Genomic DNA, 21,127 nt, shown 5'->3' with positions numbered 1-21,127 from the left:
CCAACCCGGACGCACAAAAAGCAACGGACGGCCAGGCTGGCGCCTGCCGTCCGTTGCTGGCGGAAAAAACCGCTTAGTTCGGGTTGGCGATGCTGACCGGCACCGTCGAGGTGGTGGTCTTGCCGTTGCCCAGCTGGCCATCGGCGTTGAGGCCCCAGGTCCACAGCGTGTTGTCGGCTTTCAGGCCGGCGCTATGGTTGGCGCCGGCGCTGATGCCGGTCCAGGTACGGTCCAGGCCCACCTGTACCGGCGAGAACTGGTCGGCGCCGCTGCCGTCGCCCAGCTGGCCGTCGGTGTTGGCGCCCCAGGCCCACAGCGTGCCGTTGCTGCGCACCGCCAGGGTGTGCAGGCCGCCGGCCGAGACCAGGGTCCAGTCGGTGTCGGTGCTGATCTGGGTCGGTGCATTCTGCACACCGCTGCCGGCGTTGTTGCCCAGCTGGCCGGAACCATTGGCGCCCCAGGCCCACAGCTTGCCGGAGGTATCGATCGCCATCGAGTGGCTGCCGCCGGCCGAGACGGCGACATAGGTCAGGCTGCCCACCTTGGTCGGGGTCGAATTCGAGCCGCCAGTTGACGCATTGCCCAGCTGGCCGCTGGTGTTGTCGCCCCAGGCCGCCAGCGAACCGTCTTTCTGGATCGCCAGGGTGTGGGTGCCGCCGGCGCTGGCGGCGATATAGGTGGTGGTGTTGGTTTTATCCGTACCGCCGACCTTCACCGGTGCCGTGCGCACCAGCACCGTCAGGTCGCCCAGCTGGCCTTCGGCGTTACGGCCCCAGGCCCACAGCGTGCCGTCGGCCTTCAGCGCCACGACGTGGTACTTGCCGGCCCAGACGCCGATCCAGGTGGTGTCCTTGCCGATCTGGGTCGGGGTCGAACGGTTGGTCTGGTCGCCCTGGCCCAGCTGGCCATAGGTGTTCAGGCCCCACGACCACAGCGTGCCGCCGGTCGCGGTGGCGCCGGTATTGGCGCGGATGGCGACCGCGAACTGGTCGCCGACCGAGATTTTGCTCCAGGCGGTGGTGGCGGCGCCGTTGGCGACCACCACCGGCGTCAGGCGCGCGGTGGTGCTGGTGTCGCCCAGCTGGCCCCAGTTGTTCTGGCCCCAGGCGTACAGCTTGCCGTCGGCGCGGCGCGCGATGGTCTGGAAGCCGCCGGCCGAGACCTCCTTCCACGGCGCGGTGACGGTGATGAGGACCGAGCCGACCACGCCGTCCTGGGTGGCGTTGATGGTCTCGGTGCCGACCGCGACGCCGGTCACGCGGCCGGTGGCGGTGGCGATCGAGGCCACCGCGGCGTTGCCGCTCTTGGTGGTCCAGGCCAGGCCGCCGGCCACGGTCAGCGCCTTGGTGCTGCCGTCCGAATAGGTGCCGGTGGCGGTCGCATCCTGGAAGGTGGTGACCGGGATGGTGGTGGAGGCCAGCGTGACCGCGATGCTTTTCAGGGTCGGGGTCGACGAACCGCTATTGCTGCTGCCGCCGCCACCGCCGCCGCACGCGGCCAGCACGGCAAACACCGGGATCAGCAAGAGGGAGGAGAATTTAAAATTTTTCATGATCTTCCAGTTCACAGAGAAGGTCTGCGGTGCACATAGTGTAGTCCGGCACGGTGGCCGCGCATCGCACGAGCAGGACTGAATTATCCACGTAATTGCCGCGATAAGGTGATTTAACAACATTTCTTTTGAGAATTTGTGCAAAAAAAAGCACCCGCAGGTGCTTTTTCAGGATTACTTGCGGCCACGCGGCGGCGCGGCGGCGGCGCGGGCCGGTTTACCGCCCTTGGCCGACGCCGGCGGCGCCTTCTTGATCTTGATGGTGTCCAGGATCGACGGCTTGGCCTTGCTCTCGACGGTGGCGCGCGCGGTCAGCGAACCGGTCAGGGCGTTCGGCTTGCCGCGGCTGCCCACCGGCAGGCCACGCTCGCGCCGGCCTTCGCCTGGCGCCAGCATCGGCATCGCGCGCTTGCCCTGCGAAGCCTTGAAGTTTTCCTCGCCCACCACGTACGGCGGGATCAGGTGGCGTTCGCCGGTACCGATCAGGTCGCCACGGCCCATATTGCGCAGGGCGTCGCGCAGGATCGGCCAGTTCTTTGGATCGTAGTAGCGCAGGAAAGCCTTGTGCGCCTGGCGCTGCTTGAGGCTGCGCGGCGTGAACACTTCCTCCGAGTCATCGGTGACCTTGTGCAGCGGATTGCGGCGCGAGTGGTACATGGCGCTGGCCATGGCCATCGGCGTCGGCATGAAGGTCTGCACCTGGTCCAGGCGGAAGTTGTTCTTCTTCAGCCACAGCGCCAGGTTCAGCATGTCCTCGTCGGTGGCGCCCGGGTGGGCGGCGATGAAGTACGGAATCAGGTACTGTTTCTTGCCGGCTTCCAGCGAATACTTCTCGAACAGCGCCTTGAACTCGTCGTAGGCGCCGATGCCCGGCTTCATCATCTTGCTGAGCACGTTGGACTCGGTGTGCTCCGGCGCGATCTTCAGCAGGCCGCCGACGTGGTGGGTCACCAGTTCCTTGACGTATTCCGGCGACCGCACGGCCAGGTCGTAGCGCAGGCCGGACTGGATCAGGATCTTCTTGATGCCAGGGATGGCGCGGGCGCGGCGGTACAGCTTGATCAGCGGGTTGTGGTTGGTGCCCAGGTTGACGCAGATCGACGGGTAGACGCACGACAGGCGGCGGCAGGTGGTCTCGATTTCCTTGTCCTTGCAGGACAGGCGGTACATATTCGCGGTCGGGCCGCCGAGGTCGGAAATGATGCCGGTGAAGCCCTTGGTCTTGTCGCGGATGTGCTCGATTTCGCGCAGGATCGACGGCTCGGAACGGCTCTGGATGATGCGGCCTTCGTGCTCGGTGATCGAGCAGAAGGTGCAGCCGCCGAAGCAGCCGCGCATGATGTTGACCGAGAAACGGATCATTTCCCAGGCCGGGATGTTGGCGTTGCCGTAGCTCGGGTGCGGACCGCGCGCGTAGTTCATGTCGTAGACGTTGTCCATCTCGTCCATCTGCAGCGGCAGCGGCGGCGGGTTCATCCAGACGTCGCGGTCGCCGTGGCCCTGCACCAGGGCGCGGGCGTTGCCGGGATTCGACTCCAGGTGGAACACGCGCGAAGCGTGCGCATACATCACCGGGTCGTTGCTGACGGTTTCGAACGACGGCAGGCGCACCACGGTCTTGTGGTGTTTTTCCAGCTCCATGGCGCGGCGTTCTTCGCGGCTCATGATGCGGATCGGCTTGTATTCGGACGGCGGCGGTGGCGGCGGTGCCGCCTGGGCGGCGGCCTTGGTCGGCTCGACCATGGCCGGATTGCTTTCCTCGCCCGGCTTGGCGTTCGGATCGTTGCTGGTGGCGCAGGTCGGCGAGTTCGGCTCGACCATCAGGTACGGGTCGACGTGCTTGTCGACCTTGCCCGGCGTGTCGACGCGGGTGCTGTTGTGCACGCCCCACTCTTCGCTCGGCATCCAGCCGGCCGGCACCAGGAAGGAGGTGCCGCGCAGGTCGCGGATATTCTTGATGCTTTCGCCTTCGGCCATGCGGCGGGTCAGGTCGACCAGCGCGCGCTCGGCGTTACCGAAGATCAGCATGTCGGCCTTGGATTCGAACAGCACCGAACGGCGCACCTTGTCCGACCAGTAATCGTAGTGGGCGATGCGGCGCAGCGACGCTTCGATCGAGCCGATCACCACCGGCGTGCCGGGGAAGGCTTCGCGGCAGCGCTGGGCGTAGACGGTGACGGCGCGGTCGGGACGCTTGTTCGGCTCGCCGTTTGGCGTGTAGGCGTCGTCCGAGCGCGGCTTGCGGTCGGCCGTGTAGCGGTTGACCATCGAGTCCATATTGCCGGCGGTGACGCCGTAGTACAGGCGCGGCTTGCCGAGCGCGCGGAAGGCGTCGGCCGACAGCCAGTCCGGCTGGGCGATGATGCCGACGCGGTAGCCGTTGGCTTCCAGCAGGCGGCCGACCAGGGCCATGCCGAAGCTCGGATGGTCGATATAGGCGTCGCCGGTCACCAGGATGACGTCGCACTGATCCCAGCCGAGCACGTCCATTTCTTCACGGGACATCGGCAGGAAAGGCGCCACAGGAGCGCGGGCAGACCGCTTCGGGACGGCCGCAAATAAATTGGTAGGGGGATTCATATGGGGCCGTATTGTACCGGAGTTAGGCCCGTTCCGCTCACGCGCTCGTGAATTTCCTTTTACTTTTCAAACACTTGTGCGAAAACGATATCAAATACCCATGTTTGACAGGATCGTGCCCAGTTCGCGCAGGCCCGACTCCAGCGTCGGATGCTTGGCGGCGAACTTGGCCGACAGCTCCTGCGAGCGCTCCGCCAGGCCATAGGTAGTGGACTCGCCGGGGGCCGGTTCGGCGCCGCGCTCCAGCAGCGCCTGGATATCGCCATTCAGCTGTCGCAGCAGTTCCTGCAGTTCCTCATCGATCGGACCGGCATCGGCCAGGTTGGCGTGCAGGCTCTTGAGCGAGGTTTTCAGATTGCTGTCCATAGTGTTTTCCCTAAAATTTGGTGGCCAGGTAGAGTTCTTCCACCTGTGCCCTGGCCCACGGCGTCTTGCGCAGGAACTTCAGGCTGGACTTGATGCTCGGGTCGCTGTGGAAACAATTGATGTCGATCCGCTGCGCCAGCTGTTCCCAGCCATAATATTCTTGCAGACGGGTCACGATGGCTTCCAGCGTCACGCCGTGCAGTTGGTTATTCATGGTTATCTTACTCAAAAATCAAAAAGGCCAGCTTTGATTCTACACAAATCAAGGCCGGCCCCCGTGTGATACTTCACGCAAACTTATTTTTCAGTCAATCCACGGCGTTCCAGCAGCGGTTCGATCTTCGCGTCGCGGCCGCGGAAGTTGCGGTACATCTGCATCGCGTCCATGGTGCCGCCTTTCGACAACAGCATCTTGCGGAAGTAGTCGCCGTTCTTGCGCAGCATGCCGCCGTTTTCGTTGAACCAGTCGACGGTGTCGGCGTCCAGCTTCTCCGACCACAGGTAGCCGTAGTAGCCGGCCGAGTAGCCGCCCGAGAACACGTGCGAGAAGTAGGTGGTGCGGTAGCGCGGCGGCACCGGCGCGTAGTCGACGCCGGCCGATTTCAGCGCCGACGCTTCAAACGTCAGCACGTCGCCCGGCATCTGCGACACGCCCAGCTGGTGCCATTTCTGGTCCAGGATCGACGCCGCCAGGTACTCGGTGGTGCGGAATCCTTCGTTGAACTTCTTCGACGCGATCACCTTGTCCAGCAGTTCCTGCGGCATCGGCGCGCCGGTCTGGTAGTGCTTGGCGTAGTTGGCCAGCACCGCCGGATACACCGACCACATCTCGTTGACCTGCGACGGGAACTCGACGAAGTCGCGTGGTACGCGGGTGCCGGAGAAGCGCGGGTACTTCACATTCGAGAACATGCCGTGCAGCGCATGGCCGAATTCGTGGAAGGCGGTGCGCAGCTCGTCGTAGGTGAGCAGCGTCGGCTCGCCCGGATTCGGCTTCGGAATATTCAGGTGATTGGCCACCACCGGATGGGTGCCCATCAGCGACGATTGCGACACGTAGGCGTTCATCCAGGCGCCGCCACGCTTGTTGGAGCGGGCGTAGTAGTCGCCGATGAAGATCGCCAGCTGCTTGCCGTTGGCGTCGAACACGTCCCACACGCGCACGTCCGGATCGTAGACCGGCAAATCCTTGCGTTCCTTGAAGGTCAGGCCGTAGACCTTGTTGGCGGCGTAGAACACGCCGTTGGTGATGACGTTATTCAGCTCGAAGTAAGGACGCAGCTGGTTCTGGTCGAAGTTGAAGCGCTCGGCGCGCACCTTGTCGCTGTAGAACGACCAGTCCTGCGCCGCCAGCGCGAAGCCGCCTTTTTCCTTGTCGATCACCTGCTGGATCTCGGCGCCTTCCTTCTTCGCGTTGGCGACGGCAGGGCGGGCGAACTCGGACAGCATCTTGTTGACCGCTTCCGGATCGTGCGCGGTCTGGTCTTCCAGCGCGTAGGCGGAGTAGCTTGGATAGCCCAGCAGCGCAGCCTTCTCGGCGCGCAGCTTGGCCAGCGACAGCACCACCTGCGTGTTGTCGAACTGGCCGCCGTGGCTGCCGCGCGCCAGCGACAGCGCCATCAGCTTCTCGCGCACGGCGCGGTTGGTCAGCACCGCCAGGTTGGCCTGGCCGGTGGTATTCACCACCGGGATCAGGAACTTGCCGTCCTGGCCCTTGGCCTTGGCGGCGGCAGCGGCGGCGTCGATCGCCTTGTCCGACATGCCGGCCAGTTCCTCGCGGCTGTCGACCACCAGCGCCGAGGCGTTGGCTTCTTCCAGCACGTTCTGCGCGAAGGTGGTTTGCAGCTTGGCCAGTTCGGCATTCATCGCTTTCAGTTTCGCCTTGTCGGCGTCCGACAGCTGCGCGCCGGCGCGCACGAAGTCGGTGTGATAGCGTTCCAGCAGATACTTCGATTCGGCATCCAGGTGCAGCTTGTCGCGCTGGTCGTACAGCGACTTGATGCGCGCATACAGCTTGCTGTTGAGGCGAATGGCGTCGCTGTGCGCGGCCAGTTTCGGCGACAGCTCGCGTTCCAGCGCCTTGAAGGTGTCGTTGGTGTTGGCGCCCGACAGGTTGCCGAACACGCTGGATACGCGCGACAGCAGCTGGCCCGACTTTCGCCACGATGGTGTTGTCGAAAGTTGCCGGCTTCTTGTTGTTGGCGATCGCCTCGATTTCGGCGGCGTTCTGGCGCATGCCTTCTTCAAACGCCGGCGCATAGTCCTCGTTCTTGATCTTGTCGAAGGCTGGATAGCCGAACGACAGCGTGCTGGGCTTGGCAAACGGATTCGATGCCGGCAGCATCGACGCCGGCTCCGCGTGCGCGGCGCCGAAGACAGCCGCCACGCTGGCGGCAACGATCATATTGGTACGGTTCATGGCCTGTCCCTTTCTTATTTGCCGGTCAGGCCGCGGCGTTCCAGCAGCGGCTCGATCACAGGATCGCGGCCGCGGAAGTTGCGGAACAAGTTCATCGCATCGTCGGTGCCGCCGCGCGACAGCAGCTTGGCGCGGAACCAGTCGCCGTTCTTGCGTTGCAGGCCGCCGTTTTCCTTGAACCATTCGACGGTGTCGGCATCCAGTTTCTCGGACCACAGGTAGGCGTAGTAGCCGGCCGAGTAGCCGCCCGAGAAGCTGTGCGAGAAGTAGGTGGTGCGGTAGCGTGGCGGCACCGGCGCGAAGTCGACGCCCATGTCCTTCAGCGACTGCGCTTCAAAGCCCAGCACGTCGGTCGGGATCTGCGCCGGCGTCAGCTGGTGCCAGCGCTGGTCCAGCAGCGACGCCGACAGGTACTCGGTGGTCAGGAAGCCCTGGTTGAATTTCTTCGACGCGATGACCTTGTCCAGCAGTTCCTTCGGCATCGGCTCGCCGGTCTTGTAATGCTTGGCGTAGTTGGAAAGAACCTCGGGCCACACCGCCCACATCTCGTTGACCTGCGACGGATATTCAACGAAGTCGCGCGGCACGCTGGTGCCGGAGAAGCGCGGGTACTTCACATTGGAGAACATGCCGTGCAGCGCGTGGCCGAATTCGTGGAAGGCGGTCTTCACTTCATCGTAGGTCAGCAGCGTCGGTTCGCCGGCCGGCGGCTTCGGAATATTCAGGTGATTGGCCACCACCGAGTGGGTGCCCAGCAGCGACGATTGCGAGATGTACTCGTTCATCCAGGCGCCGCCCTGCTTGTTGGAGCGGGCGTACATGTCGGCGATGAAGATGGCCAGCTGCTTGCCGTCGGCGTCGAATACGTCGAACACGCGCACGTCCGGGTTGTACACCGGCAGATCCTTGCGCTCCTTGAACGACAGGCCATACAGCTTGTTGGCCGCGTAGAACACGCCGTTGGTCAGCACGTTGTTGAGTTCAAAGTAAGGCTTGAGCTGGTTCTCGTCGAAGGCGAAGCGCTGCGCGCGCACCTTGTCGGTGTAGAAGGCCCAGTCGGCGGCGCCGATCTTGAAGCCGCCCTTGTCGGCATCGACCACCGCTTGCAGGTCGGCCGCTTCCTTCCTGGCGTTGCTGACGGCCGGCTTGGCCAGTTCGCTCAGCAGCTTGTTGACCGACGCGGTGTCGTGCGCGGTCTGGTCTTCCAGCGAATAGGCGGCGAAGTTTTCATAGCCCAGCAGCGTGGCTTTTTCGGCGCGCGCCTTGGCGATCTTCAGCACCACTTCGCGGTTGTCGAATTCACCGCCATGGCTGCCGCGCGCCAGCGAAAGCGCCATCAGCTTCTCGCGCACGGCGCGGTTGGTCAGTTCCGCCAGCGGCGGCTGGCCCGAGGTGTTGACCACGGCAACGAAGAATTTACCGTCCATGCCTTTGGCCTTGGCGGCGGCTGCGGCGGCGTCGATGGCGGCTGGGCTCATGCCGGCCAGCTCTTCACGCGTATCGACCACCAGGCCGGAGGCGTTGGTTTCCTTCAGCACGTTCTGGGTGAAGGTGGTTTGCAGCTTGGCGATGGTGCCGTTGATGGCTTTCAGCTTTTCCTTGTCGGCGGCCGACAGGTTGGCGCCGGCGCGCACGAAGTCGGTGTGGTAGCGCTCCAGCAGGTGTTCGGATTCGGCGTCCAGCTTCAGCGTGGTGCGCTTGTCGTACAGCGCTTTGACGCGCGCATACAGCTTGGCGTTGAGGTAGATGGCGTCCGCGTGCGCGGCCAGCTTCGGCGACATCTCGCTGTCGATGGCGTCCAGCTTGTCGTTGGTGTTGGCGCCTTGCAGGTTGCCGAAGATGGTCTGCACGCGGGTCAGCAGCGCGCCGGATTTTTCCATGGCGACGATGGTGTTGTCGAAGCTTGGCGCCGCCTTGCTGTTGGCGATGGCGTCGATTTCCTTCAGCTGGATGCGCATGCCTTCGTTGAAGGCCGGAATGAAATGTTCGTCCTTGATCTTGTCGAATGCAGGGTAGTGGAACGGCAAGGTGCTGGCGGTGGCCAGCGGATTGCCGGCCAGGGCGGCGGCCGGCACCGCCAGTACGGTTTGCGAAAACGCTACGCCCAGGGCGGCAGCAACGACAAGCATATGAGGACGGGTCATGAAGATCTCTTTTCTCTTATGAAGGGCAGGAAAAATGCTGAAGTGCTCAAAAGTTCAGCATGGAAGCGATAGATCATAGCAGCGTGATGCGGCGTGGTCACTGGCAAATAATGCTGCACTGCACTTTCTTGGAATCATGGGCTGTTTTCCGAAGAATACTTTGCCTCTTTGTAAATTCCCGTCTAATGTCATGTGAAATAGGAGATGCGCCAATGCAATCACGGTCCGCACAATTGACTTCGTCGCGCCACGAAATTACATTAAAAGCATGCAAAATAAATATCTCGCCATCGCTGCGCTGCTGGCCGCAGCCAATGTGGCCGCCGTCAGTCAGGCCGACTACGCGCGCATCATGCCGCCGCCTGGCTTGTACAGCATCGAGGCCGATGCCAAGATCATGCACACCCAGCAGCCACTGGGCGTACGCACCCAACGCAGCGGCGCCACCGAAACCACCACCTACATCGCGCCAGACCAGCAGGTAACGCGCCAGTTGCCGCTGGACCAGCCGGAAACCACCTGCGTGCCGCCGCGCCCCGCCAAAGCCGCGCCGCTGCCCTCGTACATGTTGCCGGCCGTGTGCAAGAACCTGTCCGAAACCGTCAGCGGCGACAGCCTGACGCTGGTGCACCAGTGCCAGACCGGGCGCATGTCGATCGTGTTCCAGCGGCTGGACAGCACGCACTGGCAAGTCAGCCACGCGGCCGAGATCATGGGCGGCGTGCCCAACGTTACTGCGCTCAAACCCATGCTGGAGCAAATGGCGCGGCACGGCGCCAGCGAACAGCAGCGCCAGCAGGCGAAACAGATGCTGGCCGAGCTGCCGCAGCGGCAGGCGGCGCTGGAAGCCCAGCTGGCCAGCATCGGCATGAAGCCAGGCTATACCAATCAAGTCGCCATGCGCGATACCAGCGTCCAGCGCTGGACCCGCATTGCCGATCAATGCCAACCCCGATAGAAAGCAATCCCCATGAAGATGCGCGATCCCGCCGGCCATCCCCATCGCTACGAATTCCATCTCGGCCGCGACGTCGAGAGCGAAACCAAGTGGGAACAAATTCTCGCGGCGCTGCCGCCGTATAACCAGGCCTACCGCACGGCCAGCCGCTATGTCGGCGACCAGGAACATGTGCACCTCATGTACGGCATCGGCGCCAGCCTGGACGAGATCATCGCCACCCTGCAGCTGCGCACGCCGCGCATGCTGGCCGACATGGCCTATGTGCGCGCCTATGAGGGCGGCGAATGGTCCGATGCCAGCCCGCTGGACGGCAAGCACCGGCGCACCTTTGCTTACATCACGCTGGCCATGCTGTTGCTGCCGGAGCCGGAGTTGATGGAAATGATCCGTCAGATGACTTCATCCTACAAGGATTGCCAGAGCTATCTGTACGACCTGATGCTGCTGGCCGTCAATCCGCGGCATAAGGTGCAAAAGAAATACAAGTCCGACAAATATCAGAAGATATGGCTGGACCCGGTAGTACGCGTGCTGGCCTTGCCGCCGCAGCAGCGGCCGGCCGCCATGGCCAAGCACATGCAGCAGTGGACACGCATCATGCGCCCGTTCGGCTGGAAACCCAACCTCAAGGACACGCCCGACAGCGACCGCTGGTTCTGCCATTTTGCGTTTGAAGTCGCGCTCGCGTGTGCGCTGTACGACATCGATGACAGCGCCTTCAACACGCATCCCTACTATCCGCGCGATCTGGTGGACTACTACCGCGCCCACATCCGCAGCACGCGCGACGGCTGGCGCGGCGAGTATGTGGGCGCCGGCGTCGAAGTGATCGCACCGCCGCCGCCGGTCAAGGCCGACCTGGCCAACAGCAAGCGCAAAAACCTGGCGCGCTGGGTGGAACTGGCGGCCGATGGCGACATCGGCGCCACCGACAGCGTGCTGGAAATCACCGGCAAACTGCGCAAGGTGCGGGATCCGGAAGAACTGTTGTCCGCCCTGTTCGACAACGACATCGCCGTGCACGCCGATATCAAGGACGACGACTCGCTGGAATCCCAGATCAGCAGCCTGAACGAAGCGCGCGGCCTGCCGCCATTTGAAGGACCGCTCGCGCCGCCCCAAGGGGCAGCGCGTTGCGAGGCCATGCTGCACACCTGGGAGGAAGAAAGCCCCGCACGCGGCTACAGCGTGGTCCAGATCGACCTGCAGGACGATGCCTGGCACGCCGTGCTGGTGCGCAGCATCTACCGCAACGAACTGCTTGAACTGTCCGAAGCGCTGGAAATCCCGCTGCTGGCGTCACTTAAGACTTGAAGCGCGCCTCGATGCGGCGGTCCGGCAGGAACCACAGGATGGCGACCAGGATGTAGAGGATGAACGACAGCCACACGTGCAGGAAGGCGGCCGGAACCGCCAGCAAATACATCACCGCCGAAGCGATCCCCTTGCGCTCCTTGGTCAGTGCCATGGTGACGACCGCGTCGCTCGGGTTGCAGACGATCAGCGCCTTCTCCAGCATCGTATAGGCGATGGCCGACATGAACAGCATGGCGCCATACAGCGCCACCGGCAGCGGCGCGAACTGGTTCTCGCCCATCCAGCCGGTGGTGAACGGCACCAGCGACAGCCAGAACAGCAAGTGCAGGTTCGCCCACAGCACGCGGCCATCCACCACCGTCGACGCATGGAGCAAGTGATGATGGTTGTTCCAGAAGATGCCCACGTAGATAAAGCTCAGCACATAGCTGCAAAACACCGGCAGGATCTCGGCCAGCGCCGCCCAGTCCGCCCCATGCGGCACCTTCAGCTCCAGCACCATAATCGTGATGATGATCGCGATGACGCCATCGCTGAATGCTTCCAACCGGCCTTTGCCCATTTTTTCTCTATCCGTTATGACGACACATTAAATCACGCGTTGCGCCTCTGGCATCATATTGACACTCCAATGCGATGCGCGCAGAAAGGCAATTGGTTTCGACCATTAATTTCACCGCATCGCAACGGCAAATCGTACAGGGGTTCGTCCGATATAGCCAATGCAAGATATCGACCGTTGACGGCGCACGCCGCTCTTCGCAGTAACGAAGAATACTCATTCCTATATCATGCGCTTGCGTCGCGCCGGGATGCAGTCGTTCCAGTGTGTTCAGGATCAGCGCCTCATCACCAGCTTGGGGATGCTTGCTGAGGAGCTCAATCACTACCGCGTCTTCTGCGCCAGCGATACTGTTGCGCAAATACTGTCGGCCAAATTCCGCTACCTGGGGATCATCGACGTGCCGCCATGCGTCCCATGCCGCATGGCGCAACCTTGCGTCAGGATGCATCGCCAGACTGCGGAGACGTTCAGCCATGAACGGCGGCGTTGTACGACAAAACACCCACAGCAAGCGCAGGCAAACCTCTGGATCTTCTTCTACCTCCAGTTGCCGCAGCACCGCAGTCAATCCTGCTTCGTCGCTCCATTTACCGAACCGCAGAAACTTTCCTCTCGCGTTGTCACGCTCCTTGGCGGCGGCAAGGATTTTATCAACTGGAAATTCGCCAAGAACTTGCGTGCGTCGCCATTCCTTGCGCGCGGCCTTTTCTGCTTCGCCACGCTGCCCCTCCCTGAGGCGATCATCGATCCTATCCTGTTCGGCCACCATATAGGCTGCAACGGCGGGATCTGTTGCAGCGAGCGTACTCAAGCCGGCAAAAGCTGCTGCGTAGGCTTCCTGATTTTCATCAGTCAGCGCATCGAGTGAATCGACGAAGGCTTTCGGGTCGGCCAGTAACATTCGACCGTATCGACGCGCAATTTCGGCGATCGCACTCAGTCCATCCAGCATCGCAATGGCATGGCAGCCGGCCGCCTGGAACGTATCTGTCTCGCTGCCAGCGAAATCCTGCTGCCACACGAACGCGCGCAAAACCCGCGCCATCTCGGTATCGCCGTCGAGCGCCATCAGGCTGGCCAGTTCACATAGCTGCTCCACACTGGTGTCCTCGGACATATCGGCAAATTCAGCGATGAAACGGCGGTGGAACAGATCATACTCAGGCGCATCCTTGAACATCAGATAGAGCCACGCGGCTCGGTGCCCTTCGCATTGCGCGTCATAGGCCTGCTCTTCAAGGCAGGCGCTTAACACCGCCTGCACCACGTCCGCCAGCCCGTGTGCGCGGACGTGCATCAGCGCAGCGCCACGCCCTTCGCGCAACGCCCTGGCAAATGCAGCGCTATCCAGCGCTATTTTCTCCAGTTCGGCCACTGTGATCCTGTTACTCGCGGATTTCCGGTTCCGTCAGCTGCGCCAGCAGCACCAGCGATTCCTGCCAGCCCAGGTAGCACGCCTCCACCGGAATCACGGCGGGAATGCCTTCCTGTACCACCTTCATCTCCACGCCGCAGAACACGGCGCGCAGCGTGACGGTGGTTTGCATCTGGCCGGGCAGGTTGGGATCATCAAAGGTGGCGGTGTAGCGCAGCTTTTGGCCCGGCACCAGTTCCAGGTATTCGCCGCCAAACGCGTGGCTGCCGCCTGTGGTGAAGTTGGTGAACGACATGCGGTAGGCGCCGCCGACGCGCGCATCCAGCTGATGCACCTTGCCGATGAAGCCGTGCGGCGGCAGCCATTTGGCCAGCGCATCCGGGTCGAGGAAGGCGCGGTAGACGCGGTCCGGCGTCGCCTTGAGCACGCGTTGCAGTTGTACGGTGTTGGTGGTCATGATCGATTCCCCCTCAAAAGTTTGTTCATCTCCATGACGAACGAGGGTAACGGAAATCGACACGCGGCGCTACTCCATGCCCAGTTCCAGCGCCTGCTCGTCCAGCGTGCGATTCCGGCCCAGCAGCTTGGCGCTGTACAGCAGCGAATCGGCGCGGCGCAGCATGGCTTCCACCGTATCGCGTTCATTCAGCACCGCGGCGATGCCGGCGCTGTAGCTCAGCTGCATGCCCAGTTCGCGCGGACCGGCCTCGGTCAGCCAGGCGCGCAGCCGTCCGTCGTAGGCGCGGATGGCGGTCAGGTCGCCGCGTTTGAGCATGCTGAACTCTTCGCCGCCGTAGCGGCAGATCAGGTTGCGCTCGCCGCCCACCGCATCCATGCCTTGCACAAACAGCTTCAGCGCGCGGTCGCCCGCTTCATGGCCATAGGTATCGTTGATTTCCTTGAACAGGTCGAGGTCCAGCAGCATCAGGCACAGCGGTTCCTGCAGGCGCTGGCTGTGCGCCAGCATCTCGCTGCCCTGCAGCAGCCAGGCGCGGCGGTTCAGAGCGCCGGTGACGCCGTCGGTGCTGGCCAGCCGTTCCAGCTCGCGCGCCGCCTCGTCGCGGTGCGCCAGCAGGATGGCCACGATCGACATCACCACCGTCACATTGGCGGCCAGCGCAAACAGCAGGTTGGCCGGATGCGGCGCAAAGAAATTCGGAAACAGTTCGGTATAAAACGCGCCCAGCACGCCGCGCGCGGCGGTCACCGCCATCTGCACCAGCAGCGACGTCACCAGCAGCCAGCGCCAGCGGCCGACCGGCACCCGTGGCGTGCGGCACAGCGCCACCACCACCATCGCCAGCTGCAAGGTCAGCAGGCCGTTGGCCCAGCCGACGCGGAACGGATAGCTGTCGAAGCCGGCGCAGTAGCCGGCCGTCATCACCACCGCGATCGCCATCGGCGCGCGCGCCACCGCCACGCGGCCGCACCACAGGTCGAAGGCGATGGCGTTGCAGCCCAGGCCGACGGCAATGCCGGCCATCGACAGCGTCGACAGCAGGCGATCCTCCCAGCCGCCCGCCGTCACCAGGCCGGACGACAGCAGCAACACCCAGCCCAGCGCCTGCAGGCTGATGCCGAGCTGCGCCCGGCGCGCGGCCAGGTTGACCTTGCCCATTACCGCCAGCAACGCCACGGCCATGGTCAGCAGGCTGAGCGTCATGGCGATGAGCAGGGAAGCGACGTCGATATGCATGGCGGAGGAAAATTTGTGTGCGTAGGGAAAGAGTATAGCAAGCCCGCGTGGGCTACACTCTGGTCTGACATCACCTCAAGATTGGGAAGGAAGCATGGAAAACTACGCGGAACTGCTGCAAACACTGACGCAGCAGGAAGAAGAATTGCAATTTACCGCCTTCAGCAGCGATACCGCGCTGACGCTGGGACTGAAAATCGTCGAGCTGGCGAAGGCCAAGCAGAAGATCATCACGGTCAACATCACCGTCAACGACAAGGTGCTGTTCCACCATGCGATGCAGGGGGCGGCGGCCGACCAGGCCGACTGGATACGGCGCAAGAACAACGTCGTCGCGCGCTTCGGCCGCTGCTCGTTCTACATCGGCATCGACCACAAGCATCGCGGCGTGGCGTTTGACGAGATCAAGTACCTCGATCCGCAGGACTACGCGGCCAACGGCGGCGCCTTCCCGATCACCATCAAGGGCACCGGCATGATCGGCACCGTCACCGTTTCCGGCCTGCGCCAGGCCGAAGATCACGCACTGGTCGTCGAAGCCCTGCGCGCCGTGCTGGCCTGATCAGTAGTGCGGCGGCCGCTCGTGGGGGAGTTGGCCGCCGTTGCCGCCTTGCGCGCTTTCGCGCACGCGCTGGACCAGCAAACCGCATAGCTGTTCCAGCTTGTCGATCTGCTGCTGTTGCTCGTAGACGCGCTGGTTCAGCGTTTCCACCACGTGTTCCTGGTGCGCCAGCTTGATTTCTATTTCGATGAAGCGTTCTTCGGTGTTCATGGTTGTTCCTTGTCCGGTTTCGGGGTGGCCAGCAGTTCCTTCATGCGCGCCAGGCGTTCCTTTGGCGTGATCACTTCGGTTTCCAGCGGCACGGCGGTCCCCTCGTCCAGTTTCATTTCCTTGATAAAGCGCGACGGATCGCAGTGCACCTGCTCGCCTGCGCGCTTGCGCTTCTTGCACCAGGTGATCTGCAAGGTGCGCTGCGCGCGCGTGATGCCGACGTACATCAGGCGCCGCTCTTCCTGCACCCGCGCCGCGATCGACTCGGCCGGCGCATCGGCGTCGCCCTTGTGCGGCAGAATGCCTTCCTCGACGCCGACCAGGAACACGTGCGGATACTCCAGTCCCTTCGACGCATGCAGGGTCGACATGCGCACCGCGTCCGGATCCTCGTCCTGGCCTTCCAGCATCGACATCAGCGCCACCATCTGCGTCAGCTCCAGCACGTTCTTCTCTTCGCCGTCGCGGTCCTTGCCGCCCCGGCCGCGATCCTTCAGCCAGTTGACGAACTCCAGCACGTTCTGCCACTTGCTCTGCGCCGCGCGCTCGTCGAACATATCGTATAAATAGTTTTCGTAGCTGATCGCCTCCAGCAGGTCATCCAGCACCTGCGCCGCGTTGTCGCCGCTGCCGCTCGGTCCCGGCCGGCTGGCGCGCGCTTCCAGGTTGTTGATGAAGTTGCAGAAGTCGCGCAGGGGATTCAGCTGGCGATCCGGCAGCAGGCCCTCGATGCCGCCCTTGAACACCGCTTCGAACAGCGAACACTGCCACTGTCCCGAGAAGGTGCCCAGCGTTTCCATGGTCGACTGGCCGACGCCGCGGCGCGGCGTGGTCACGGCGCGGATGAAGGCCGGATCGTCGTCGGTATTCGCCAGCAGCCGCAGATAGCTGATGATGTCCTTGATCTCGGCCTTGTCGAAGAACGACTGGCCGCCGGAAATGGTGTACGGGATGCGCTCCTTGCGCAGCGCCTGCTCGATGATGCGCGCCTGGTGGTTGCCGCGATACAGGATCGCGTAATCCGACCACTTGTTCTTGCGCTGGAAATGGTCGGCCGAAATCATGATCGCCACCTGCTCGGCTTCCTGGTCGTCGTTGGCCATCGCCAGCACGTTGATCGGCTCGCCCAGGCCGTGCTCCGACCACAACGACTTCTCGAACAGCTTGGGATTGTTGCCGATCACCGCGTTGGCGGCCTGCAGGATGCGCGTGGTGGAACGGTAGTTCTGCTCCAGCTTGATCACTTCCAGGTTGGGGAAATCGGTCTGCAGCGTTTTCAGGTTTTCCACCGAGGCGCCGCGCCAGGCGTAGATGGCCTGGTCGTCGTCGCCCACGGCGGTGAACATCGGCTTCTTGCCGACGCCGGTCACCATCAGCTTGACCAGCTCGTACTGGCAGGTGTTGGTGTCCTGGTACTCGTCCATCAGCAGGTAGCGCAGGCGGCGCTGCCACTTGTCGCGCACCGGGTCGTTGTTGCGGAACAGTTCCACCGGCAGGCGGATCAAATCGTCGAAATCCACCGCCTGGTAGGCCGACAGCGTGGCCACGTAGCTGGCGTAGATGCGCGCCGATTGCGCCTCGTCCTCGTCCTTGGCCTGGTTCAGCGCGATCAGCGGATCGACCAGGCCGTTCTTCCACAGCGAGATGTCGGTCTGGATGCGGCGCACCACCTGCTTGTCGGTGGTGATCGCCAGATCCTGGATCAGCGAGCCGCAATCGTCGCTGTCCATGATGGAGAAGCGGTCCTTCAGACCGACGCCGTTGGCTTCCTGGCGCAGGATCTTCACGCCCAGCGAGTGGAAGGTCGACACCGTCAGCTGCTTGGCCTGCTTGGGCTGCTTGAGCAGCTTGGCGATCCGCTCCTGCATCTCCAGCGCCGCCTTGTTGGTGAAGGTCAGCGCGGCGATGGTGCGCGGATCGTAGCCGCGGTCCTCGATCAGATGGGCGATTTTCTGCGTGATCACGCGGGTCTTGCCCGAGCCGGCGCCCGCCAGCACCAGGCATGGACCATCCAGGTAGGTAACAGCCTGGCTCTGCGGCAAGTTAAGGCCGAATACGGGAACTTTGGTGGACATGGCGTGAGGACTAGGAAAACGGGAGAACAGCCCCACATTGTATCAGTCGCTGCGGCCGCCACTGATATGCCGCATGTGGCGTTGCTGACAATGCGCTAACATGCGGACATCGGGCCACCGCCTAACCTTATTCTGGTTGCAATCATGAAATTTGAACATTTAATCGAAGTAAACGACCCGCTCAACCCGCTGATCGACGCCCTGACCGTCCAGCAAGTCTGGCGCGGCCTGGTGCTGCGCGCCGAATCGCCGAAACTGTTCGTGCCGCACCTGGACGAATCCATCATCGACGAGCGCACCGAAAACAGTTTCCGCCGCCGCCTGCGCTACGGCGAGCTGGTGGTGGAAGACCGCGTCGAGCTGGAACCGATGCGCCAGGTGCGCTACCGCGTGGCGGCGCAGCAGGACATCGCCGAGTCCAGCCTGACCATGACCATCGAGACGCCAAGCGAAAACGCGCTGTTCGTGCGCTTCCAGTACGAGGACAGCCACGACGCCGCCACCGATGCGGCCAACGCCATGTACGACGAGTTCCGCCGTTCGGCCTACGTCGAGTCGGACATCGACACCATCGGCATGCTGCGCAACCTGGCGCAGGAAGGCCGCCTGGACGCGCTGCTGAACTAGTCGGCGAGCGCCGCCCGTCCCCACACCTGCGCCATGCGCAGCGGCGGGACGTGCAGCGCGGCCACCTGCGCGTTGGTCAATACTTCGCGGATGGTATGCAGTTCGCTGCGCGTGTCGCGCTGCAGGAACACGTCCAGCGGCGCGCCGCGCGGTCCCAGCACCGATTCCACATGCGGCGTGGTCGACTGCAAGCCGCGCCGCGCCACCACGCCCACCTCGCCATTGATCAGCCGCACCCAGGTGCCGATCGGATAGATGCCCAGTTCGCGGATTACCAGCGACACCAGGTTGGTGTCCAGCGTGGTGCGTGCTTCCAGCAGCATGTCGCGCAGCGCGCCGTTCGGCGTCATCACCGGCCGGTAGCGGCGTTCGGACACGCGGGCGCAATAGCGGTCGGCCAGCGCCACCAGCTTGGACAGCAACGGAATCTGCGCGCCGACCTTGCCGTGCGGGTAGCCGGTGCCGTCCTCGTTTTCGTGGTGGTGCAGCACGCAGCTCAGCCACGCCTCGTCGTTGACGCCGGCGGCGCGCAGCAGCTGCACGCTGAGTTCGGGATGGGCCAGCATGCGGGCGCGGTCGTCCGCGTCCAGCGGCGCGCCGCTGTCATGCCAGCGCTGGTGATGCGCCAGCATGCCGGTATTCATGGTCAGCGCGGCCAGCGTGACGGTCATGACGTCGTTGCGCGAGCGTTGGCGCGCGCGCGCCAGCAGCACGGCAATCACCGCCGTGTTGACGCTGTGGCGCGCCGCATATGGCGCCTCCTGCTGGTTGTGCAGCACGCTGGCGGTGGCGATGTCGGCGTTCAGGTCCACGGCGGCGTGGACCAGCAGCGCGATATCGTCCAGCTTGCGGCAGAAATCGGCCGGCGCGACGCCCTGCGACACCGCTTGCAGCAGGGTGTGCAATTCGAGATAGGCTGCGTTCAGCTTGCGCAGCACGGACGGCGGTTCCGGCGGCGCCTCGGGCGGCACACCGTCTTCAAACACGCCGCGCTCGACCAGATACGCGATCTGGTTGGCGCTGGCGATCATATGTCCCTTGCGAACCAGCAAAGCGCCATTTTCACCGTAGACATCCCACGGTAGCAGCATGCCCAGTTTCAAGTCGGCCGCTGTGACTTTGCGTATGTTCATTCCCTGATAAAGATGCTATCGATGCGGCAGCATACGGCTTTTCAGGGTCATGTGTGTAAAATTTTTGTATCTTTGATTTAACAATAACAATCAAGGCGCGGGTGTGCAATCGACGCAAGGACAGTCATGCGCCGGTTCATGTTGCAGATGATGCGCCAGATCGCGCAGTGCGCTGCGCACGCCTTCTTCCACCACCGGATGGTAGAACGGCATGTCCAGCATGGCGTCCACCGTCAGCCCGGCCTGTACTGCCCAGGACAAAAGATGGCCGATGTTTTCCGCGCGCGGACCGATCATTTCTGCGCCGAGGAAACGGCCGCTCTGGTATTCCGCATACACGCGCAGCATGCCCTTGTTTTGCAACATCACGCGGCTGCGGCCCTGGTTCACGAACGACACCTTGCCGACCGCGAAGCGGCCCGCGTGTGTAATACAAAGCTCGCTGTAGCTGGCGCCCATGGTGGCGATCTGCGGCTCGGTGAACGAGATCGCCAGCGGCGTGCGGCGCAGGCCGGGATGGACATCCGGGAAGCGCGCCGCGTTCTCGCCGGCGATGCGGCCATGGTCGGCGGCCTCCGGCAGCTGCGGGCGGTCGTTGTTGGCGTCGCCGGCGATGAAGATGGCGCTGGCGCCACACTGCATCGTCTGCGGATTGAACAGCGGGATGCCGTGATGGTCGCGCTGCAGGCCGGTGTTTTCCATCCGCAGATGATGCACATTCGGCCGCCGGCCGATGGCCGCCAGCAGATAGCTGAAATGCTCGGTCTGCTGGTCGCCGTTGGTGTCCTCGCTGGTGACGGCCAGGCCGTCGCCTTGCTGCTCCACCTTGACCACTTTGGTTTTAAAGCGCACATCCAGCTCGTCCAGCAAGGCGCTGCGGGCGACATCCAGCACTTCCGGATCGCTCAGCTGGGCGACGCTGCCGCCCCGGCCAAAGATGGTCACGCGCACGCCCAGCCGATGCAGCGACTGCCCCAGTTCCAGCCCGATCACGCCGGTGCCGGCCACCGCCACCGATTCCGGCAGGTCGTCCCAGTCGAACACGGCGTCGCTGTCGATCACGCGCGGGCCGGCCGCGCGCCATTCGTCCGGCACGATCGGCGTCGAACCGGTGGCGATGACGAAGCGCTCGGCCTCCACCACCGTGTGGTCGTCGATTTGCAGCCGGGTCGGGCTGAGGAAGCGGGCGTGGCCGCGCAGCTTGTCCTCGGCCGGGTAGGCCTCCACGCTGTCGACCACGAAGCCGACAAAGCGGTCGCGTTCGCTGCGCACGCGCGCCATCACCGCCTTGCCATCGATGCGCACGTCGCCCGCATGCACGCCGAAGTCGGCGGCGGTGTGCAGCGTGTGGGCCGCGTCGGCCGCCGAAATCAGCAGCTTGCTGGGCATGCAGCCGACACGCGCGCAGGTGGTGCCATAGACATTGCTTTCGATCAGCAATGCCTGTTTGCCGCCGGCCTTGGCGGCGCGATAGCCGGTCATGCCGGCGGTGCCTGCGCCGATGATGGCGACTTCAGTGCGTACGGTTTTCATGGGGATAAGTCT

Annotated in this window: 17 protein-coding genes and 1 pseudogene; 4 read left to right on the top strand and 14 right to left on the bottom strand. The window is 63.5% G+C overall.

Features of this window, described 5'->3' with window-relative positions; genetic code table 11:
• Nucleotides 1-73: 73 nt before the first annotated feature.
• From GJ698_RS10100 to GJ698_RS10075, 6 genes and pseudogenes are all read right to left on the bottom strand, one after another.
• Nucleotides 74-1,552: an RCC1 domain-containing protein gene (locus tag GJ698_RS10100; RefSeq protein WP_154357486.1), complete on the bottom strand. Its 1,479-nt coding sequence runs from the start codon at nt 1,550-1,552 to the stop codon at nt 74-76.
• Between the two features lie 174 nt (nt 1,553-1,726).
• Complete coding sequence (locus GJ698_RS10095; protein WP_154357485.1) at nt 1,727-4,132, bottom strand: YgiQ family radical SAM protein; 2,406 nt, start codon at nt 4,130-4,132, stop codon at nt 1,727-1,729.
• 90 nt (nt 4,133-4,222) lie between these two features.
• Complete coding sequence (locus GJ698_RS10090) at nt 4,223-4,498, bottom strand: DUF4404 family protein (protein WP_154357484.1); 276 nt, start codon at nt 4,496-4,498, stop codon at nt 4,223-4,225.
• Nucleotides 4,499-4,508: 10 nt separating this feature from the next.
• Nucleotides 4,509-4,712 carry a VF530 family protein gene (locus GJ698_RS10085; protein WP_154357483.1) on the bottom strand — a complete coding sequence of 68 codons (204 nt, stop codon included), beginning with the start codon at nt 4,710-4,712 and terminating at the stop codon, nt 4,509-4,511.
• Between the two features lie 83 nt (nt 4,713-4,795).
• Nucleotides 4,796-6,902 (bottom strand): annotated as a pseudogene (locus GJ698_RS10080) (M3 family metallopeptidase).
• A 29-nt stretch (nt 6,903-6,931) separates the two neighbouring features.
• Nucleotides 6,932-9,061: a M3 family metallopeptidase gene (locus GJ698_RS10075; RefSeq protein WP_229259919.1), complete on the bottom strand. Its 2,130-nt coding sequence runs from the start codon at nt 9,059-9,061 to the stop codon at nt 6,932-6,934.
• Nucleotides 9,062-9,329: 268 nt separating this feature from the next.
• On the opposite strand from GJ698_RS10075, the gene GJ698_RS10070 reads away from it, so the two are divergent.
• Both GJ698_RS10070 and GJ698_RS10065 read left to right on the top strand, forming a co-directional pair.
• The gene (locus GJ698_RS10070; RefSeq protein ID WP_154357482.1) at nt 9,330-10,019 is read left to right on the top strand and encodes a hypothetical protein; all 690 of its coding nucleotides are present in this window, start codon (nt 9,330-9,332) and stop codon (nt 10,017-10,019) included.
• Between the two features lie 12 nt (nt 10,020-10,031).
• A complete protein-coding gene (locus tag GJ698_RS10065; protein WP_229259918.1) occupies nt 10,032-11,336 on the top strand; it encodes a DUF6630 family protein in 1,305 nt (434 codons plus the stop codon).
• On the opposite strand, the gene GJ698_RS10060 is transcribed toward GJ698_RS10065, so the two are convergent.
• From GJ698_RS10060 to GJ698_RS10045, 4 genes are all read right to left on the bottom strand, one after another.
• Nucleotides 11,326-11,901, bottom strand: a complete 576-nt coding sequence (locus GJ698_RS10060) for a TMEM175 family protein (protein WP_154357481.1) — start codon at nt 11,899-11,901, stop codon at nt 11,326-11,328. The two genes, GJ698_RS10065 and GJ698_RS10060, sit on opposite strands and share 11 nt — an antisense overlap.
• 7 nt (nt 11,902-11,908) lie before the next feature.
• On the bottom strand, nt 11,909-13,279 hold the full coding sequence (locus GJ698_RS10055; protein WP_154357480.1) for a hypothetical protein: 1,371 nt from the start codon (nt 13,277-13,279) through the stop codon (nt 11,909-11,911).
• Between the two features lie 10 nt (nt 13,280-13,289).
• A complete protein-coding gene (locus GJ698_RS10050; protein ID WP_154357479.1) occupies nt 13,290-13,736 on the bottom strand; it encodes an SRPBCC family protein in 447 nt (148 codons plus the stop codon).
• 69 nt (nt 13,737-13,805) lie between these two features.
• The gene (locus GJ698_RS10045; RefSeq protein WP_229259917.1) at nt 13,806-14,975 is read right to left on the bottom strand and encodes a GGDEF domain-containing protein; all 1,170 of its coding nucleotides are present in this window, start codon (nt 14,973-14,975) and stop codon (nt 13,806-13,808) included.
• Between the two features lie 94 nt (nt 14,976-15,069).
• Here GJ698_RS10045 and GJ698_RS10040 point away from each other — a divergent pair, with 94 nt between their 5' ends.
• Nucleotides 15,070-15,537, top strand: a complete 468-nt coding sequence (locus GJ698_RS10040) for a heme-degrading domain-containing protein (protein ID WP_154357478.1) — start codon at nt 15,070-15,072, stop codon at nt 15,535-15,537.
• Here the strand turns inward: GJ698_RS10040 and GJ698_RS10035 are convergent, their stop codons facing one another.
• Together GJ698_RS10035 and GJ698_RS10030 are read right to left on the bottom strand one after the other, a co-directional pair.
• On the bottom strand, nt 15,538-15,747 hold the full coding sequence (locus GJ698_RS10035) for a SlyX family protein (RefSeq protein ID WP_154357477.1): 210 nt from the start codon (nt 15,745-15,747) through the stop codon (nt 15,538-15,540).
• Nucleotides 15,744-17,822, bottom strand: coding sequence for a UvrD-helicase domain-containing protein (locus GJ698_RS10030; RefSeq protein ID WP_154357476.1), 2,079 nt, complete (start codon nt 17,820-17,822; stop codon nt 15,744-15,746). Before GJ698_RS10030 ends, GJ698_RS10035 begins: the two co-directional genes overlap by 4 nt.
• A gap of 144 nt (nt 17,823-17,966) precedes the next feature.
• Here GJ698_RS10030 and GJ698_RS10025 point away from each other — a divergent pair, with 144 nt between their 5' ends.
• Nucleotides 17,967-18,449 carry an SRPBCC family protein gene (locus tag GJ698_RS10025; protein ID WP_154357475.1) on the top strand — a complete coding sequence of 161 codons (483 nt, stop codon included), beginning with the start codon at nt 17,967-17,969 and terminating at the stop codon, nt 18,447-18,449.
• On the opposite strand, the gene GJ698_RS10020 is transcribed toward GJ698_RS10025, so the two are convergent.
• The gene (locus tag GJ698_RS10020; RefSeq protein ID WP_154357474.1) at nt 18,446-19,582 is read right to left on the bottom strand and encodes an HD-GYP domain-containing protein; all 1,137 of its coding nucleotides are present in this window, start codon (nt 19,580-19,582) and stop codon (nt 18,446-18,448) included. The two genes, GJ698_RS10025 and GJ698_RS10020, sit on opposite strands and share 4 nt — an antisense overlap.
• 90 nt (nt 19,583-19,672) lie before the next feature.
• Entirely contained in the window at nt 19,673-21,115 is a 1,443-nt protein-coding gene (locus GJ698_RS10015) for a dihydrolipoyl dehydrogenase (RefSeq protein ID WP_154357473.1), read from the bottom strand.
• Nucleotides 21,116-21,127: the final 12 nt, after the last annotated feature.

It is taken from the genome of Duganella aquatilis, assembly GCF_009674565.1.
Lineage (GTDB): Bacteria > Pseudomonadota > Gammaproteobacteria > Burkholderiales > Burkholderiaceae_D > Rugamonas > Rugamonas aquatilis.
Note: the sequence above shows the minus strand (reverse complement) of the source record. Positions and strands in the feature narration are given on the sequence as shown.

Bases quoted from the DNA above. Each gene is read 5' to 3' on its own strand.
- GJ698_RS10100 (WP_154357486.1), bottom strand. From the start codon at position 1,552: ATGAAAAATTTTAAATTCTCCTCCCTCTTGCTGATCCCGGTGTTTGCC.
- GJ698_RS10095 (WP_154357485.1), bottom strand. From the start codon at position 4,132: ATGAATCCCCCTACCAATTTATTTGCGGCCGTCCCGAAGCGGTCTGCC.
- GJ698_RS10090 (WP_154357484.1), bottom strand. From the start codon at position 4,498: ATGGACAGCAATCTGAAAACCTCGCTCAAGAGCCTGCACGCCAACCTG.
- GJ698_RS10085 (WP_154357483.1), bottom strand. From the start codon at position 4,712: ATGAATAACCAACTGCACGGCGTGACGCTGGAAGCCATCGTGACCCGT.
- GJ698_RS10075 (WP_229259919.1), bottom strand. From the start codon at position 9,061: ATGACCCGTCCTCATATGCTTGTCGTTGCTGCCGCCCTGGGCGTAGCG.
- GJ698_RS10070 (WP_154357482.1), top strand. From the start codon at position 9,330: ATGCAAAATAAATATCTCGCCATCGCTGCGCTGCTGGCCGCAGCCAAT.
- GJ698_RS10065 (WP_229259918.1), top strand. From the start codon at position 10,032: ATGAAGATGCGCGATCCCGCCGGCCATCCCCATCGCTACGAATTCCAT.
- GJ698_RS10060 (WP_154357481.1), bottom strand. From the start codon at position 11,901: ATGGGCAAAGGCCGGTTGGAAGCATTCAGCGATGGCGTCATCGCGATC.
- GJ698_RS10050 (WP_154357479.1), bottom strand. From the start codon at position 13,736: ATGACCACCAACACCGTACAACTGCAACGCGTGCTCAAGGCGACGCCG.
- GJ698_RS10045 (WP_229259917.1), bottom strand. From the start codon at position 14,975: ATGCATATCGACGTCGCTTCCCTGCTCATCGCCATGACGCTCAGCCTG.
- GJ698_RS10040 (WP_154357478.1), top strand. From the start codon at position 15,070: ATGGAAAACTACGCGGAACTGCTGCAAACACTGACGCAGCAGGAAGAA.
- GJ698_RS10035 (WP_154357477.1), bottom strand. From the start codon at position 15,747: ATGAACACCGAAGAACGCTTCATCGAAATAGAAATCAAGCTGGCGCAC.
- GJ698_RS10030 (WP_154357476.1), bottom strand. From the start codon at position 17,822: ATGTCCACCAAAGTTCCCGTATTCGGCCTTAACTTGCCGCAGAGCCAG.
- GJ698_RS10025 (WP_154357475.1), top strand. From the start codon at position 17,967: ATGAAATTTGAACATTTAATCGAAGTAAACGACCCGCTCAACCCGCTG.
- GJ698_RS10020 (WP_154357474.1), bottom strand. From the start codon at position 19,582: ATGAACATACGCAAAGTCACAGCGGCCGACTTGAAACTGGGCATGCTG.
- GJ698_RS10015 (WP_154357473.1), bottom strand. From the start codon at position 21,115: ATGAAAACCGTACGCACTGAAGTCGCCATCATCGGCGCAGGCACCGCC.